Genomic DNA, 14,363 nt, shown 5'->3' with positions numbered 1-14,363 from the left:
GTTGACACAGAGGACGGGGCTCAGGAGCCCATCACCTCGGCGTCGTCCGCCACTTCCGTGCTCTCCCGCCGCGGGTACGGCCGCGCCGCGAGGACCGCCACGTCGTCCTCCGCGTGGCGGGCGTCCAGGTTGGTCAGGATGGTGTCCAGGACCTCGTCCACGCCATGGCCGGTGAAGCGCAGGGCGGACAGGCGGGCCATGGAGCTGTCGATGTCCTCACCGCGGCGTTCCACGAGCCCGTCGGTGAAGAGCACCAGTGTTTGGTCGGGGGCCAGCTTGTGGGTGGCCGACTCGTAGCCGCCGAAACCGGTGCCGAGCGGCGGCCCGACCGGTACGGACAGCGGTGCGGTCCGACCGTCCTCGCTGATGAGCACGGGCGGCAGATGACCGGCGCTGGCGAGCGTGACCTGCCCCCGGCCGGGGTCGATCCGCGCCAGCAGACAGGTGGCCGGCCTCCGCTCGGCCTCGCCGGCGGCGATGTCGTCCATCTGCCGCAGCACGCGGTGCGGGGGCAGGTCGGAGGAGGCGATGTAGCGCAGCGAGGAGCGGTAGGCGCTCATGTCGACGGCGGCCTCCAGGCCGTGGCCCATCACATCGCCGACGACCAGCAGGGTGCGGCCGAAATGGAGCCGTACGGTCTCGCACCAGTCGCCGCCGACCAGCACCCGGCTGCTGCCGGCCGGGAGGTAGCGGATGGCGACGTCCAGGTTCGGGTGCGGCCGGCCGGGCTCCGCCAGCAGCGCGCGCTGCAGGTCACCGGCCGTCCGGCTGACCAGGTCGTAGGCGCGAGCGTGCCGGATGTGGGAGGCGGCGCGTTCGCCGAGGAGGGCGAGCAGCTCGGCCTCCGAACGGGTGAACCGCGCTCCGCGGCGCCCCGCGACCAGGACGCCGTACTGGTCGTCGCCGCTGGTCAGAGGCACACAGAGCGCGGGGCGGCCGCGGCTGCTCGGCGGCTGCTCGGTCCAGGGCTCCGGCTGTCTGTCGGCCGCCGGGGTGCCCGCCTCCCGGGCCACCGCCGTGGCCCACCGGACATCGGGCAGCACGTCCGGATCTCCGGCCATCGCCTCGTACCCGGAGACGATCTTCCCGGTCCGCCGCATGACCGCGGCCGCGCCGCCCACCAGCCGTACGGCGGCCAGGGGCAGCTCGGAGCAGGTGGTTTCCTCGTCGAGCGTCGTACCGATCGCGCCCAGGGCCGCCCGCAGGGCCGTCAGCCGGGTCTCCTCGCCCTCCGGCTCACCGGCGCCGTCCGCGCGGTTGCCGTCAGCGGGCGCGGACCTGCGACGGGCCTGGATCCAGCGCGCGACACCCATCACCCTCTCAGAATCTCAAACCGGAGCAGGCCGGGCACCGGTCACAGGTGTCCCGGCCGCCCCTGGAGCCCCAGAAGCCTCAGGACTCATCCGGCGTCAGCCGGAGCGAGATGCTGTTGATGCAGTACCGCTGATCGGTGGGCGTCGCATACCCCTCGCCCTCAAACACATGCCCGAGGTGGGAGCCGCAGCGGGCGCAGCGCACCTCAGTGCGGACCATGCCGTGGGAGCGGTCCTCGATCAGCTCCACCGCGTCGGTGTCCTTCGGGTCGTAGAAGGACGGCCAGCCGCAGTGCGACTCGAACTTGGTCGTGGAGGTGAACAGTTCGGCACCGCAGGCGCGACAGGAGTAGACGCCCTTGGTCTTGGTGTCCGTGTACTCACCGGTGAAGGCCGGTTCGGTGCCGGCCTGGCGCAGCACGGCGTACTCGGCCGGCGCCAGCTCCGCGCGCCACTGCTCGTCCGGCTTCTCGACGTCGTACGACATGAGTCTCAGCCCCTCTACTGCTGCGACAGGCGGTCCAGGATCTGCGGGCCCAGGTCGGTCACGTCGCCCGCGCCCATGGTGAGAACGAGATCACCGGGCTTCGCCATTCCCGCGATCACCGCGGGGATCTCCGCCTTGTCGTGCACGGCGGTGACGTCGGCGCCCGCCGCGCGCGCGGCCTCGATGATCAGCTCGCTGGTCACCCCGGGGATCGGGTCCTCGCGGGCCGGGTAGATGTCGAGCACGACCGAGGCATCGGCGAGGGCCAGCGACTCGCCCATCTCCTTGCCCAGCTCCTGGGTGCGGGAGAAGAGGTGCGGCTGGAAGACGACCAGGATCCGGGAGTCACCGGCGGCGCCGCGCATGGCCTCCAGGTCGGCGGTCATCTCGGTGGGGTGGTGGGCGTAGGAGTCGATCACCTGCACACCGGCCGCCTCGCCCTTGAGCTGCAGGCGCCGCTTGACCCCGGTGTAGGCGGCCAGCGCGGGCGCCAGCTCGGCGGCGGGAATGCCGAGGGCGGCACCGGCGGCCAGCGCGGCGACCGCGTTGAGCGCGTAGTGGCGGCCGGGCACGGAGACCTCGAAGGTCAGCTCCTGCCCGTCCAGCACCGCGGTGACCTGGCTCTTCAGCCCCTGAGGCACCACAGCCAGGACCCGCACGTCGGCGTCCTCGGCCTCCCCGTACGTCACGGTCCGCACCGACCCGTCCAGCCGCCGCGTCAGCTCCCGCGCACCCTCGTGGTCGGCGGCGATCACCAGCGTCCCGCCGGGCACGATCTTCCCGGCGAAGGTCTCGAAGGACTCGTAGATCTCGTCCATCGAGGCGTAGTTCGCGTGGTGGTCCAGCTCGACGTTGAGGACGATGGCGACCTCGGGCGCGTACTTGTGGAAGCTGCGGTCCGACTCGTCGGCCTCGGCGACGAAGATGTCGCCCTCGCCGTGCAGCGCGTTCGAGCCGGGCGCGTCCAGGTCGCCGCCGATGGCGTACGACGGCTCGCGGCCCAGCTCGCTCAGCGAGACCGCCAGCATCGACGTGGTCGTGGTCTTGCCGTGGGTGCCGGCCACGGCGATCGGCCGCAGCCCGTCCATCAGCGCGGCCAGCGCGTCGGACCGGTGCACCACCGGAATGCCCAGCTCGGCGGCGCGGGCCAGCTCCGGGTTGTCCTTGCGGATCGCCGACGACACGACGACACAGCTCGCGTCGTCGGCGAGGTGCTCGGCGGCGTGCCCGATGTGCACGGTCGCACCGAGCGCCCGCAGCGCCTCGGCGGTCGCCGACTCCTTGGCGTCGCTCCCGGCCACCTGGGCCCCGCGCTGCGCGAGGATCTTGGCGATACCCGACATCCCAGCACCGCCGATGCCGATGAAGTGCGGTCGGTCCATGGCGGCAGGAAGTCCGGGTGCCATGCAAGTCTCCATAAGATCCGGTACGAGGCTGAGCGCCCCTAGCCTATGCGCTGAAGGACCGCTCCCCCCACACGCACGGCGCCTAGGCCTTGCTGTGCGAGAACAGCTTCAGCACCGGCACCCCCACCTTGTGCCGAGCCCGGGAAGCCCAGTCCCGGTGGAAGAACTCCTCCACATAGTGGGGGTCGGTCAGCACGATGACCTCGTCCGCACCGGCCTCGGCGACCAAGGACTTCAGCGCGTCCAGCGGATGATCCTCGACCAGCCGCCCCTCGGCCTCACTGCCCGCGGCGTGCAACGCAGCCAGGGACACATCAAGCGCCTGCTGTCCGACGCTCCGCGCCTTCTCACCCTCGGGCGTCTCCCCTTCACGCCGAGCCTCGTCCAATTCGCCGAGGGCAATGTCGTCGATGGCCCGCAGCAGCCGGTCCGCCTGGTCGCCGCGCGGCTGCAGGAGCACATGGAAGGAGACCTGCTCGTCTCCGTGCAAGGTGGTGACGAACTCCACGTCGGCGGACGTCAGGGCCTTCTCGATCATCAGAACGCTTGTGAACACGCGGCGCCTCTTCCCTCCGTGGGCCAGGCAAGGCCCTGCGGAAACCATCCTGCCCCGTGCTCGCACGGGTTGTGCCGGACCTAGTCTGCCCGCCCGAAGCTAAACGGAACGGTAGATTCCGCTGATTTCAGGACCGGCGGTAGCGACTGAACAGGAATCCGTCCTCTTCCAGCAAAGACGCCAGTTCGAAGCGGCGCGGAACGGTGACGGACGGCCCTCCGGCGATGCGCTGCGCGTCCCCCGCGCTGAGCATCGGCGACACGGTCAGGCACAGCTCGTCGAGCACGTCCGCGGCCACCAGCTGGCCGAGCAGCCGGGGCCCGCCCTCGGTGAGCTGCCGGGTGTGGCCGAGGTCGGCGAGGGCGCGTACCGCGCGGGCCGGGTCGACGCCCATGCCCTCCCCGGCGACGACCACCCGGGCGCCGGCCTTCTCGGCGGCCGCGACCCGCTCCGGGGCCGCGGTGGCGCCGGTGAGGATCACGGTGGGCACCAGGGGCGAGGTGAACAGGGGGAGGGAGAAATCCAGGTCCAGGCCGGCGGTGACGATCGCGATCGCCGGGGCGGGCCCCTGTCCCGCGGCCTGCCGGGCCGCCGCGAACTCCGCACGCGCGCGTGCCGGGCGGTACCCCTCCTGCCGTACCGTTTCCGCACCCACCACGATCACGTCCGCGAGCGCCCGGAGCGTGCCGAAGATGCGCATGTCGGCCGCGCTGGAGATGGGCTGGGAGTGCCCCTCGTGCTGGGCGGCGCCGTCGAGGGTCGAGACCATGTTGGCCCGCAGCCACGGCTGCCGGGCCCCGGAACCCGTCTCCGGATACGCGTAGGCGGCGGCCAGCTCGGCGAGGCTCCACTCACGGTTCACGAGTGCGTCGGCACCGGCAGGGCCGCCGGGCCCACCCGTCGCGGGTGCCCCTGCCGCCCCAGCCACCCCCTCCCTCTCCGTGCCCCCGCCGAGGGCCTGGGCTGCTGTTTCGTAGGTCACAGGGAACAGGCGTCGCATGTCGTGCAGTGTGACACGGCGCTTAGCATGGGTAACCGTGTCGTCCTCCACCGCCGCCCCCGGTTCCAGCCCTCTGACCGATGCGGGCCCCCTCTCCCTGTGCACCCGCGAGCCGCATGTCCCCGCGGACCGGCTGGTCGCCGAGATGGTGCCGCCGCCGCGCTTCGACGCGGTGCGCTTCGCCACGTACATCCCGGACCCGAACCAGCCCAGCCAGACCGAGGCGGTGGGGGTGCTGGACGGCTTCGCGGCCGGGCTCGGCGGCGCCCACGCCTCCGGCGCCGGCCGGCGCGGCCTCTTCGGGTTCGGCAGGGCCAAGGCGCCCAAGGCCCCGGCGGGCCCCCGCGGTGTCTACCTGGACGGCGGCTACGGCGTCGGCAAGACCCACCTGCTCGCCTCCTTGTGGCACGCCACGCCGGCCGAGCCCGCGCTCAAGGCGTTCGGCACCTTCGTGGAGCTGACCAACCTGGTCGGCGCGCTCGGCTTCCAGAAGACCGTGCAGACGCTGAGCGGCCACCGCCTGCTGTGCATCGACGAGTTCGAGCTGGACGACCCCGGCGACACCGTGCTCGTCTCCACGCTGCTCGGCAAGCTGGTCGAGGCGGGCGTGGCGCTCGCCGCCACCTCCAACACGCTGCCCGGCAAGCTCGGCGAGGGCCGGTTCGCCGCCGCCGACTTCCTGCGCGAGATCCAGGGCCTGTCCGCCCACTTCCGCGCCCTGCGCATCGACGGCGAGGACTACCGCCACCGCGGCCTGCCCGAGGCTCCCGCGCCGTACTCGGACGAGCAGGTGACCAAGGCGGCGTACGCCACCGCGGGCGCCTCGCTGGACGACTTCCCGCATCTGCTGGAGCACCTGGCCAAGGTGCACCCGAGCCGGTACGGCGCCCTGACCGACGGGGTGAAGGCGGTGTGCCTGACCGACGTGCGGCCGGTGCCGGACCAGTCGACGGCGCTGCGGCTGGTGGTGCTCGCTGACCGGCTGTACGACCGCGAGGTCCCGGTGCTCGCCTCGGGCCTGCCGTTCGACCGGCTGTTCAGCGAGGAGATGCTGAACGGCGGTTACCGCAAGAAGTACTTCCGCGCGATATCCCGGCTCACCGCGCTGGCTCGGGACGCGAAGGGCCTCGTCAGCTCGTAGTCAAGAGCTGGATCTCGCCATCCGACCGGCATTTTTCACGCTCTCTTGCGCTCATAACGCCCGGTTAACCCTGCAAAGGACTTTGCAGGGTTAACGTGTTTCTTGACCAACCATTGACCAATGCTTGGTGCGTGCAAGAGGTGTGAACTCCTGGGAGGAGGGTGCATGTTCCGAGGTACGACGGCCCGGACCCTGCTTGCCCTGCTCGCCACCGCCCTGCTCGCCCTGCAGTTCTTCACACCCACGGGAACCTTCGCATCCGCGCATACGCTCGGTCATGCGAAGGCCAAAGCCGCACCCGAAACCGTGCGTCCCTCGAAACCCGTGCGCATCGGTGCGGGCGCGCTCCGCGACGGCGGCTGCACCCACAATCCCGGCGGGGACCGGCACCTGCGCGACCGGCAGCGCGGCCCCGCCTCCGGCTGGACGCCGGAACACCCGCTCATAGCCCGGCAGACGGCAACCCCGCAATCGCCGGGCACGTCCGGTGCCCCGCACCACCGCATCACGAGATCCTCCAGAGCCCAGTCCCCGGCAGCTCTTCAGGTCTTCCGCTGCTGATCGACGGCTCATCCCCACGAACGTCGTGCAAGCCCGACGCGCCGCTGCGGCGCGCCAGGAGGAGTCCACACGCATGCAGCCCCTCATCGACAACGCCCGTACCTTCGGACAACGCCCTGAGGAGTTCGCCAAACTCGCAGAAGGCCAGTCCCCCCAGGTCCTGTTCATCACCTGCTCCGATTCCCGGGTCGTCCCGGCCCTGATCACGGGCGCCCGTCCCGGCCAGCTGTTCGAGCTGCGCACCGCGGGCAACATCGTCCCGCCGTACGCCTCGCAGCACCCCACCGGCGAGGCCGCCACCATCGAGTACGCCGTGGAGGTGCTCGGCGTCCGCGACATCGTCGTCTGCGGCCACTCGCACTGCGGCGCCGTCGGCGCGCTGGTGCGCGGCGACGACCTGACCGCCGTACCCGCCGTGCGCGACTGGCTCGCGCACGCCACCCCGCGCCCGGCCGGCGCGGCCGAGGACCCGGAGGTCGCCGAGGGCGTCCAGAGCCATGTCCTGGCCCAGCTGCTGCGGCTGCGCTCGTACCCGTGCATCGAGCGGAAACTGGCGCAGGGTCAGCTGGACCTGCACGCCTGGTACTACGAGGTGCACACCGGCGCCGTACGCGCGCACCGCCCGCAGTCCGACACCTTCGAAGCCCTGTGAGCGCACCGATGAACAGTCCTCTCATATCCCGTGTCCCTCATCTGAGGCAGGACTTCGCCGCCTCCCTCGTCGTGTTCCTGGTCGCGCTTCCGCTGTGTGTGGGCGTGGCCGTCGCCTCCGGAGTGCCGGCCGAACTCGGCCTGGTCACCGGCATCGTGGGCGGCCTGGTCACCGGACTGATGCGCGGCAGCAGCCTGCAGGTGTCCGGGCCGGCCGCCGGACTGACCGTGCTCGTCTTCGAGGCGGTCCAGGAGTTCGGGCTGCCGATGCTCGGCGCCATCGTGCTCACCACCGGCGTGCTCCAGCTGCTCATGGGCGCGCTGAGGCTGGGCCGGTACTTCCGGGCCATCTCGGTCTCGGTCGTCGAGGGCATGCTGGCCGGTATCGGTCTGGTCCTGATCGCCGGTCAGCTGTACCCGGCCATGGCGGCCAAGGCTCCCGACTCGGGCCTGGGCAAGACGGCCGGGCTGCCGAGGGCGTTCCTGGACGCCCTCGGCGACGGGGCGGCGCTCGCGTCGCTCGCCCTGTGCGCGGGCACCGTCATGGTGCTGGCGCTGTGGAAGTACGCACCGGCGAAGGTGCGTACGGTGCCCGGTCCGCTCGCCGCGGTCGGCCTCGCCACGCTGGCCGCGCTGGTGCTCAGCCTGCCGGTGGCCACCGTCGAGGTGCAGGGGCTGCTGGGCGCCGTCCAGCCGCCGCCGCTCGACGCCTTCGCCGGGTTCGCCGGTGTCGGGGTGCTCGGCACGGTCGTCGCGTTCACGCTGATCGCGTCCGCCGAGTCGCTGTTCAGCGCGGCGGCCGTGGACCGGCTGCACGACGGACCGCGCACCGAGTACGACAGGGAGCTGATCGCCCAGGGCGCGGGCAACGCGGTGTGCGGGCTGCTCGGCGCGCTGCCGATGACCGCGGTGATCGTGCGCAGCGCGGCCAATGTGCAGGCGGGCGCCCGGACGAAGGCGTCCCGCGTGCTGCACGGCGTCTGGCTGCTGCTGTTCGCGGCCCTGCTGCCGGGCGTGCTCGCCTACATCCCGATCCCGGCTCTCGCGGGCATCCTGATCTACTCCGGCGCCAAGCTGGTGCCGGTGCGGGCGCTTGCCGTGCTGTGGCGCGAGCACCGGGGCGAGGCGCTGATCCTGGTCGTCACCGCCGTGTCGATCGTGGCGGTCAGCATGTTCGAGGGCGTGCTCATCGGCCTGGCGCTGGCGATCGTCAAGACGGCCTGGGAGGCCTCGCACCTCCGGCTTGAGGTCGTGGACAAGGGCGCGGGTCCCATCGAGGCGTACCTGTCGGGCAACGCGACCTTCCTGCGGCTGCCGAAGATGCTCGACAGCCTGGAGTCGCTGCCCCGGGACCGCCCGGTCCGGCTCGACCTGTCCGGCCTGCACCACCTGGACCACGCATGCCGCACGGCCCTGGAGAACTGGGCGGCACGACACAGCGCGACGGGCACCGAGCCGGTGGAGGTGACCGCACCCGAGGAGCCTGCCAGAGCCGCGGTCGCCTGATCCGGCCGCTGTCCCCGGGCCGGGCTGCCGACGCCCCTCGGCAGCCCGGCCCGGCCTCTCGGCGCAGCCCATGGCTTCCGCCCCAACCCGGAACTATCGTTACAGCAACGGACACAAAGCAAGGCCTCTCCCTGAGGAGGTCACCATGCTCCAGGAGCTGCTGGGGGCGCTTGCGGCGCTGGGTTCCGTCGGGGTCGTGTACTTCGCGATGGCGGCACGGGTCGTCAAGCAGTACGAGCGGGGGGTGCTCTTCCGGCTCGGGCGGGTCGCGGGTGAGGTACGCAATCCGGGCCTGAACCTGGTGATCCCGTTCGTGGATCGGCTGCACAAGGTGAACATGCAGATCGTGACCATGCCGATCCCGGCCCAGGAGGGCATCACCCGCGACAACGTCACGGTGCGCGTGGACGCGGTCGTCTACTTCCGGGTGGTCGACTCGGTGAGCGCGCTGGTGAAGGTCGAGGACTACAAGTTCGCGGTCTCCCAGATGGCGCAGACCTCGCTGCGCTCGATCATCGGCAAGAGCGACCTGGACGACCTGCTGTCCAACCGTGAGAAGCTCAACCAGGGCCTGGAGCTGATGATCGACAGCCCGGCCGTCGGCTGGGGCATCCAGGTCGACCGGGTGGAGATCAAGGACGTGTCCCTGCCGGACGCGATGAAGCGGTCCATGGCCCGCCAGGCCGAGGCCGACCGGGAGCGCCGGGCGCGGATCATCAACGCCGACGCCGAACTGCAGGCCTCCAAGAAGCTCGCCGAGGCCGCCCAGCAGATGGCCGACACACCGACTGCGCTCCAGCTGCGGCTGCTGCAGACGGTGATGGCGGTGGCGGCCGAGAAGAACTCCACGCTGGTCCTGCCGATCCCGGTGGAGCTGCTGCACTTCTTGGAGAGGGGCCAGCAACAGGACAGAGGCCAGCAAGAGGAGAGAGGCCAGCAGGAGCTCGCGCCGCACGCGGACGGAGGACCTTCCTCCGGCTAGCGTGCCGGGCATGCGCAAAGGTTGGGTGATCGCCATGGCCCTGATGGCCGTCGTACCGGGATGCGCGGACCGGGGCGGCTCGTCCTCGACCCCTTCCCCCACCACCACCCTGAGGCTCACGGTCACGAGCCCCGCGTACGCAGACGCCGCCACGATCCCGAGCCGCTACACCTGCGACGGCGAGAACGTCTCACCCCCGTTCGCCGTCAACGGCGTCCCCCCGCAGACCGCTTCCCTGGCCTTTCTGCTCCAGGACCCCGACGCCCCGCGCGGCACCTTCACGCACTGGCTGGTGTGGGACGTCGACCCGCACACCACGCACCTCACGGCCGGCGAGCGTCCGCGGGGAGCGGTCGAGGGCCGCAACGGCTTCGGGAGGACCGGCTACGGCGGCCCCTGCCCGCCCCGCGGCGACAGCCCGCACCACTACGTCCTCACGGTGTACGCCACCGACGGCCGGCCGAACCTCGCCCCCGACGCCACCCCCGCCGACCTCCTCCGAGCCCTGTCCGGCCACACCCTGACGACGGGCACCCTGACCGGCCGGTACGGCCGCTAGCAGCCCGCCGCCACCTGCGTGGGTGAGGGTACTTCCACGCATGGGTGCATAGGACCGCACACCCGGTCAATTAGTAATACTTTCATATTGTGATTTCAGTACCACGCACTGTCACCGCCGTCTGCGCCCTGGGCGCAGCCATCGCCGCCTGCGGTACCGCGGGCACCCCCGACGGCGCGCGCCCGGCCCATGCCGGACCCGCCGCCTCCCCGTCCGCCACGCGTCCGCCCGTACTTGCCCCGGGCCCGGGCGGTCTGACCCCTGTGTTCGAGCACGGCCCGCGCAACTTGGGCAAGACCGTCGCGCTGACCTTCGACGCCGACATGACCGCCGACCAGGGGCCCCGCGCCGCCTCCGGTGAGCACTTCGACAACCCGGACCTGATCGACACCCTGCGCACGCTGAAGGTGCCGGCGACCATCTTCATGACCGGCCGGTGGGCCGATCAGTACCCGGCGGAGGCCCGTTCCCTCGGCCAGGACCCGCAGTTCGAGGTCGCCAACCACTCCTACAGCCACTACGCGTTCACCGACGACTGCTACGGCCTGCCGACCGTCGACAAGGACCAGATGCGCAAGGAAGTCGAGCGGGCGTACACCGCCATCCGCAAGGCGGGCGTGCCCCATCCCCTGCCGTACTTCCGTTTCCCCGGCGGCTGTTACGACCGTCAGGTGCTGCGCGAGCTCAGCGGGGTCGGGGTCACCGCGGTGCAGTGGGACGTGGTGAGCGGTGACGCGTTCGCCACGGACGCCGACGCGGTCGTCCGGCAGGTGCTGGACGGGGTGAAGCCCGGCTCTGTGGTCGTCATGCACTGCACCCGCAGCGCCGCCCCGACGACCGAGCAGGTCGTCCGCACGGTCGTGCCGCAACTGCGCAAACAGGGCTACCGGTTCGTCAAGGTCTCCGAGCTGATCGGCGAGTCGAACGGCCACCGGTGACCGGCCTACGCTGAGGGCATGAGCGACGACGACTACTGCACGGTCAGCGACGCGACCCGGTCTCCGAATGCCGACGGGCCGCCGTATGCGGAGTGTGTGCTGTGCCGAGAGCCTACGGAGTACCCGGAGTCGTACAAGGGCATCACGCTGTGCCCCGTCTGCGAGTGGCAGGAGGCGCAGCGCACCGCCTGTTCAGGGTGAGCGGCGGGCGGTGAGCGCGCAGGCCGCCGCGAAGGCCGCGGCGGTGACGAGGGCGGCCCCGGCCAGGGGCAGTAGCGGCACCGGGACCCGGCCGGACTGCGAACCGGTCACCAGACCGCTGACCGCGGCCTGGGCCGGGGAGCCCGCGAGCACCATCGACAGCAGCGCGGCCAGCAGCATCGCGGGCACCGCGCGGCCGGTGGAGTGCAGCACCGGCCGGTTGGTGAGCGCGCCCACGGCACTGCCCAGCAGGGCGCAGACCAGGGCGGCCAGGAGCCCGGCCAGGCCGGCCCCGAGCGGCGGGACATGGGTCCGGTGGCCGTTGCTCGCCGGATCGCTGATCAGCGTCATGACCAGGGTCGCCACCACCCCGAGCGCCGCCGAGGCGAGCAGCGCCGTCAGCAGGCAGGCCAGGTGGGCGAGGGCGGGGCCGCGCGCCGCCGCGACGCAGGCACGGGCGGCGTCCGGCTCGGCGGTGACGCAGATCCGCGCCAGCCAGGCGGCCACCGGCAGCAGACCGGCGGCCGCGTAGCCGAGCGAGTCGAGCACCGGCTGACCGCTCTGCACGCCGACCCCGAGGAAGGCGACGTAGAGGATCACCGGCGGCAGCCAGCGCTGCGAGCGCAGCAGCAGGTCGGCCTGATAGCGCAGGAGAGCGGTCATGGGCGGCTTCCGGGGTCGAGTGGGGTGGTGCCGTCCGGCTCGACGCTCACCACGTGCCAGGGCGGGCGGGCCGTCAGCAGGGCGCGCAGGAGAACGTCCGAATGGGAGGCGGGGACGGCGAGGCGGTGGACGCCGGGGGCCGTCTCGTCCGCCGAGGTGACGGTCCGCACCGCGTCGGGCGGCAGCTGCGCCCCCTGCGGTCCTCGCACGGTGACGCGGGTGAGCGGCCCGGCAGGCGGCGAACTCCCGCCGTCCGCACCGAGCTTGATGCCGCCGTCCACGACGGTGTACGTCGCGTCGGGCACCCCGGCCAGGCGGCGCGGGTCGTGATCGACGAAGACGACGGCGCCCCCTGCCGCGGTCCGCTCGGCCACCGCCCGCTCCAGCTCGGCCCGCGCGGCCGCGTCCAGCCCGGTCCACGCCTCGTCCAGGACTATCAGCTCCGGGTCGGCGAGGAGGGCCTGCGCGACGGCGACCTTCTGGCTGCTGCCCTTGGAGAGGCGTGACATGGGCGTACCCGCGTAGGCCGCGGCACCGAACCGCTCCAACCAGCTGTGTGCGGTGTGCGCGGCGGTCTTCCGGGACAGGCCGTGGATGGTGCCGAGGTGGGTCAGGTAGCCGGACGCGGTGAAGGGCAGGGCCGAGGGGAAGCGCTCCGGGACGTAGGCCGTGCGCGGGCGCCCGGTGACACGGCCTTCGGTCGGGGCGTCCAAGCGGGCGATGATGCGAAGGAGGGTGGATTTTCCGGTGCCGTTCGCTCCTTCGATGCGGGTCAGGGTTCCGGGGGTGAGCGTGAGGTGGATGCCTCTTAACACCCAGGGGCCGCGCATGCCGTAGCGGCGGCCTACGGCTGCCAGTCGTAGGTCATGTTGCATAGGAGGATTTTGTCCGGTCTCGCCGTAGGGGCTGATCTTCAGTCCGATCTACGAGACGTCTGGGCTGGTCGCACCCACGCGGCGGAGCCGCAAATATTGCACAGCCTCGCGCCCTTTAGGGTTGGGTGGTGTGAGCCAAGTTTCGTCGTCCCCCGGTGACAGTCCTTTCCAGACCGAGCCCCATCCTCGAGACGAGGCACGGCAGTACGTCCTGCCCCTCGTCGTCCGCATCGAGCGGGGTGCTCCTCCGGCCCGTACCGATGCGCTGGAGACGGCCGCTCGGGCCGTGCTTCTGCTGCTGAGTGACGAGCGGGCCGCCGGGGACGGGGAGTGGGCTCAGGTCGTGCGGGACTGGGAGGACGCACGGATCCGGAAGGTCGTACGGCGGGCCCGGGGATCCGAGTGGCGCCGGGCCGAGGCGCTGCCCGGAATCACGGTGCACGGCAAGTCCGCGCAGGTGCGGGTCTTCCCGCCGGTTCCGCTGGACGGCTGGCCGAAGGATCTGGCGAAGCTGCAGGTGTCGGGAACCGAGCTGGACGATCCGGAGCCGCCCGTCGGGGCTGATCGCGGCCGGCCGGTGCTGTGGCTGAACCCGGACCTGGAGATGTCGGCCGGGAAGACGATGGCCCAGGCGGGGCACGGCGCCCAGCTGGCCTGGTGGGCACTGTCCGACGAGGAGCGGACCGCGTGGCGGGAGGCCGGGTTCCCGTTGGCCGTCCGCACCGCCGATCCCGCCGAGTGGGGCCGGCTGACCGGCAGCGGGCTGCCGTTGGTGCGGGACGCCGGCTTCACGGAGATCGCGCCGGGCTCGTGCACGGTGGTCGCCGACCACCCCGCGCTGCGGTAGGGGTGCCGGTGACTCGGCTCGACGGGCGCGTCGAACGGGGCAACCGGACCCGGCAGTTGGTGCTGCGCCGGACCGTGGAGATCGCCTCGGTCGAGGGGCTGGAGGCGCTGACCGTCGGCCGGCTGGCCACCGAGCTGGAGCTGAGCAAGAGCGGGGTGTTCGCGCTCTTCGGCTCCAAGCAGGAGCTGCAGCTGGCCACCGTGCGGGAGGCGGCCCGGATCTTCACCGAGCGGGTGATCCGACCCTCGGGCGAGGTGCCGGCCGGCGTCGGGCGGGTGTGGCGGCTGTGCGAGTTGTGGCTGGACTACTCGCGGGGTCGGGTGTTCCCCGGCGGCTGCTTCTTCTACGGCGTCATGGCCGAGTTCGACGCGCGTACGGGCCCGGTGCACGACGCGGTGGTCCGCGCGCAGCGCGACTGGTCGGCCCATGTGGAGCGCACGATCGAGGAGGCTCGCGCGGCGGGTGAGCTGCGCGCCGACACAGATGTCCCCCAACTGGCCTTCGAAATCGTGGCGTTGTTGGAGACGGCGAACGCCCTCTCCGTACTGCACGACGAGGAGACCGCCTATCGCAGAGCCCGGGTGGGCATCGCGCGGCGGTTGCGGGACGCGGCGGTGGGAGAGGTCCCGGTTCCCGAAATCCCTTGAGGGGATGCGTCGATGAGGACCATGAGGACG

At 71.8% G+C, this 14,363-nt stretch carries 17 protein-coding genes; 10 read left to right on the top strand and 7 right to left on the bottom strand.

Features of this window, described 5'->3' with window-relative positions; genetic code table 11:
* Positions 1-20: 20 nt before the first annotated feature.
* The 5 genes from ACFY3C_RS25165 to ACFY3C_RS25145 form a co-directional block, all read right to left on the bottom strand.
* On the bottom strand, positions 21-1,313 hold the full coding sequence (locus ACFY3C_RS25165) for a PP2C family protein-serine/threonine phosphatase (protein WP_390772413.1): 1,293 nt from the start codon (positions 1,311-1,313) through the stop codon (positions 21-23).
* Between the two features lie 79 nt (positions 1,314-1,392).
* On the bottom strand, positions 1,393-1,800 hold the full coding sequence (gene msrB, locus ACFY3C_RS25160; protein ID WP_389170060.1) for a peptide-methionine (R)-S-oxide reductase MsrB: 408 nt from the start codon (positions 1,798-1,800) through the stop codon (positions 1,393-1,395).
* Positions 1,801-1,814: 14 nt separating this feature from the next.
* The gene (gene murC, locus ACFY3C_RS25155; RefSeq protein WP_390772310.1) at positions 1,815-3,206 is read right to left on the bottom strand and encodes a UDP-N-acetylmuramate--L-alanine ligase; all 1,392 of its coding nucleotides are present in this window, start codon (positions 3,204-3,206) and stop codon (positions 1,815-1,817) included.
* Between the two features lie 82 nt (positions 3,207-3,288).
* Positions 3,289-3,762 (bottom strand): indole-3-glycerol phosphate synthase, encoded by a 474-nt coding sequence (locus tag ACFY3C_RS25150; protein WP_386575640.1) that lies wholly within the window; start codon positions 3,760-3,762, stop codon positions 3,289-3,291.
* A 127-nt stretch (positions 3,763-3,889) separates the two neighbouring features.
* Positions 3,890-4,762, bottom strand: coding sequence for a pyrimidine reductase family protein (locus ACFY3C_RS25145; RefSeq protein WP_386575641.1), 873 nt, complete (start codon positions 4,760-4,762; stop codon positions 3,890-3,892).
* A 37-nt stretch (positions 4,763-4,799) separates the two neighbouring features.
* Here ACFY3C_RS25145 and zapE point away from each other — a divergent pair, with 37 nt between their 5' ends.
* From zapE to ACFY3C_RS25105, 8 genes are all read left to right on the top strand, one after another.
* Complete coding sequence (zapE, locus tag ACFY3C_RS25140; protein WP_386575642.1) at positions 4,800-5,903, top strand: cell division protein ZapE; 1,104 nt, start codon at positions 4,800-4,802, stop codon at positions 5,901-5,903.
* Between the two features lie 165 nt (positions 5,904-6,068).
* Positions 6,069-6,464, top strand: coding sequence for a hypothetical protein (locus tag ACFY3C_RS25135; RefSeq protein WP_390772309.1), 396 nt, complete (start codon positions 6,069-6,071; stop codon positions 6,462-6,464).
* 73 nt (positions 6,465-6,537) lie between these two features.
* Positions 6,538-7,116: a carbonic anhydrase gene (locus tag ACFY3C_RS25130; protein ID WP_386575644.1), complete on the top strand. Its 579-nt coding sequence runs from the start codon at positions 6,538-6,540 to the stop codon at positions 7,114-7,116.
* 8 nt (positions 7,117-7,124) lie between these two features.
* On the top strand, positions 7,125-8,621 hold the full coding sequence (locus ACFY3C_RS25125) for a SulP family inorganic anion transporter (protein WP_390772308.1): 1,497 nt from the start codon (positions 7,125-7,127) through the stop codon (positions 8,619-8,621).
* A 145-nt stretch (positions 8,622-8,766) separates the two neighbouring features.
* Positions 8,767-9,603: a slipin family protein gene (locus ACFY3C_RS25120; protein ID WP_390772307.1), complete on the top strand. Its 837-nt coding sequence runs from the start codon at positions 8,767-8,769 to the stop codon at positions 9,601-9,603.
* Positions 9,604-9,613: 10 nt separating this feature from the next.
* Positions 9,614-10,162 carry a YbhB/YbcL family Raf kinase inhibitor-like protein gene (locus tag ACFY3C_RS25115; protein WP_390772306.1) on the top strand — a complete coding sequence of 183 codons (549 nt, stop codon included), beginning with the start codon at positions 9,614-9,616 and terminating at the stop codon, positions 10,160-10,162.
* A gap of 89 nt (positions 10,163-10,251) precedes the next feature.
* Complete coding sequence (locus ACFY3C_RS25110) at positions 10,252-11,100, top strand: polysaccharide deacetylase family protein (protein WP_386575648.1); 849 nt, start codon at positions 10,252-10,254, stop codon at positions 11,098-11,100.
* An 18-nt stretch (positions 11,101-11,118) separates the two neighbouring features.
* Complete coding sequence (locus tag ACFY3C_RS25105) at positions 11,119-11,301, top strand: hypothetical protein (protein ID WP_390772305.1); 183 nt, start codon at positions 11,119-11,121, stop codon at positions 11,299-11,301.
* Here the strand turns inward: ACFY3C_RS25105 and ACFY3C_RS25100 are convergent.
* Positions 11,293-11,964 carry an ABC transporter gene (locus ACFY3C_RS25100; protein WP_386575650.1) on the bottom strand — a complete coding sequence of 224 codons (672 nt, stop codon included), beginning with the start codon at positions 11,962-11,964 and terminating at the stop codon, positions 11,293-11,295. The two genes, ACFY3C_RS25105 and ACFY3C_RS25100, sit on opposite strands and share 9 nt — an antisense overlap.
* On the bottom strand, positions 11,961-12,839 hold the full coding sequence (locus ACFY3C_RS25095) for an ATP-binding cassette domain-containing protein (protein ID WP_386575651.1): 879 nt from the start codon (positions 12,837-12,839) through the stop codon (positions 11,961-11,963). The genes ACFY3C_RS25100 and ACFY3C_RS25095 overlap by 4 nt, the downstream gene beginning before the upstream one ends.
* A gap of 130 nt (positions 12,840-12,969) precedes the next feature.
* Between ACFY3C_RS25095 and ACFY3C_RS25090 the strand changes: the two genes are divergently transcribed.
* Entirely contained in the window at positions 12,970-13,686 is a 717-nt protein-coding gene (locus ACFY3C_RS25090) for an aminoacyl-tRNA hydrolase (protein WP_389170028.1), read from the top strand.
* 2 nt (positions 13,687-13,688) lie between these two features.
* Positions 13,689-14,333 (top strand): TetR/AcrR family transcriptional regulator, encoded by a 645-nt coding sequence (locus ACFY3C_RS25085; protein WP_390772304.1) that lies wholly within the window; start codon positions 13,689-13,691, stop codon positions 14,331-14,333.
* The last annotated feature ends 30 nt before the right edge of the window (positions 14,334-14,363 follow it).

The sequence above is a fragment of the Streptomyces sp. NPDC001410 genome, from assembly GCF_042895235.1.
In the GTDB taxonomy this organism is placed as follows: Bacteria; Actinomycetota; Actinomycetes; order Streptomycetales; family Streptomycetaceae; genus Streptomyces.
This window is presented reverse-complemented; position numbering and strand designations above follow the sequence as displayed.

Bases quoted from the DNA above. Each gene is read 5' to 3' on its own strand.
- ACFY3C_RS25135 (WP_390772309.1), top strand. From the start codon at position 6,069: ATGTTCCGAGGTACGACGGCCCGGACCCTGCTTGCCCTGCTCGCCACC.
- ACFY3C_RS25105 (WP_390772305.1), top strand. From the start codon at position 11,119: ATGAGCGACGACGACTACTGCACGGTCAGCGACGCGACCCGGTCTCCG.
- ACFY3C_RS25125 (WP_390772308.1), top strand. From the start codon at position 7,125: ATGAACAGTCCTCTCATATCCCGTGTCCCTCATCTGAGGCAGGACTTC.
- ACFY3C_RS25130 (WP_386575644.1), top strand. From the start codon at position 6,538: ATGCAGCCCCTCATCGACAACGCCCGTACCTTCGGACAACGCCCTGAG.
- ACFY3C_RS25115 (WP_390772306.1), top strand. From the start codon at position 9,614: ATGCGCAAAGGTTGGGTGATCGCCATGGCCCTGATGGCCGTCGTACCG.
- murC (WP_390772310.1), bottom strand. From the start codon at position 3,206: ATGGCACCCGGACTTCCTGCCGCCATGGACCGACCGCACTTCATCGGC.
- ACFY3C_RS25145 (WP_386575641.1), bottom strand. From the start codon at position 4,762: ATGCGACGCCTGTTCCCTGTGACCTACGAAACAGCAGCCCAGGCCCTC.
- ACFY3C_RS25100 (WP_386575650.1), bottom strand. From the start codon at position 11,964: ATGACCGCTCTCCTGCGCTATCAGGCCGACCTGCTGCTGCGCTCGCAG.
- msrB (WP_389170060.1), bottom strand. From the start codon at position 1,800: ATGTCGTACGACGTCGAGAAGCCGGACGAGCAGTGGCGCGCGGAGCTG.
- ACFY3C_RS25120 (WP_390772307.1), top strand. From the start codon at position 8,767: ATGCTCCAGGAGCTGCTGGGGGCGCTTGCGGCGCTGGGTTCCGTCGGG.
- ACFY3C_RS25095 (WP_386575651.1), bottom strand. From the start codon at position 12,839: ATGCAACATGACCTACGACTGGCAGCCGTAGGCCGCCGCTACGGCATG.
- ACFY3C_RS25165 (WP_390772413.1), bottom strand. From the start codon at position 1,313: ATGGGTGTCGCGCGCTGGATCCAGGCCCGTCGCAGGTCCGCGCCCGCT.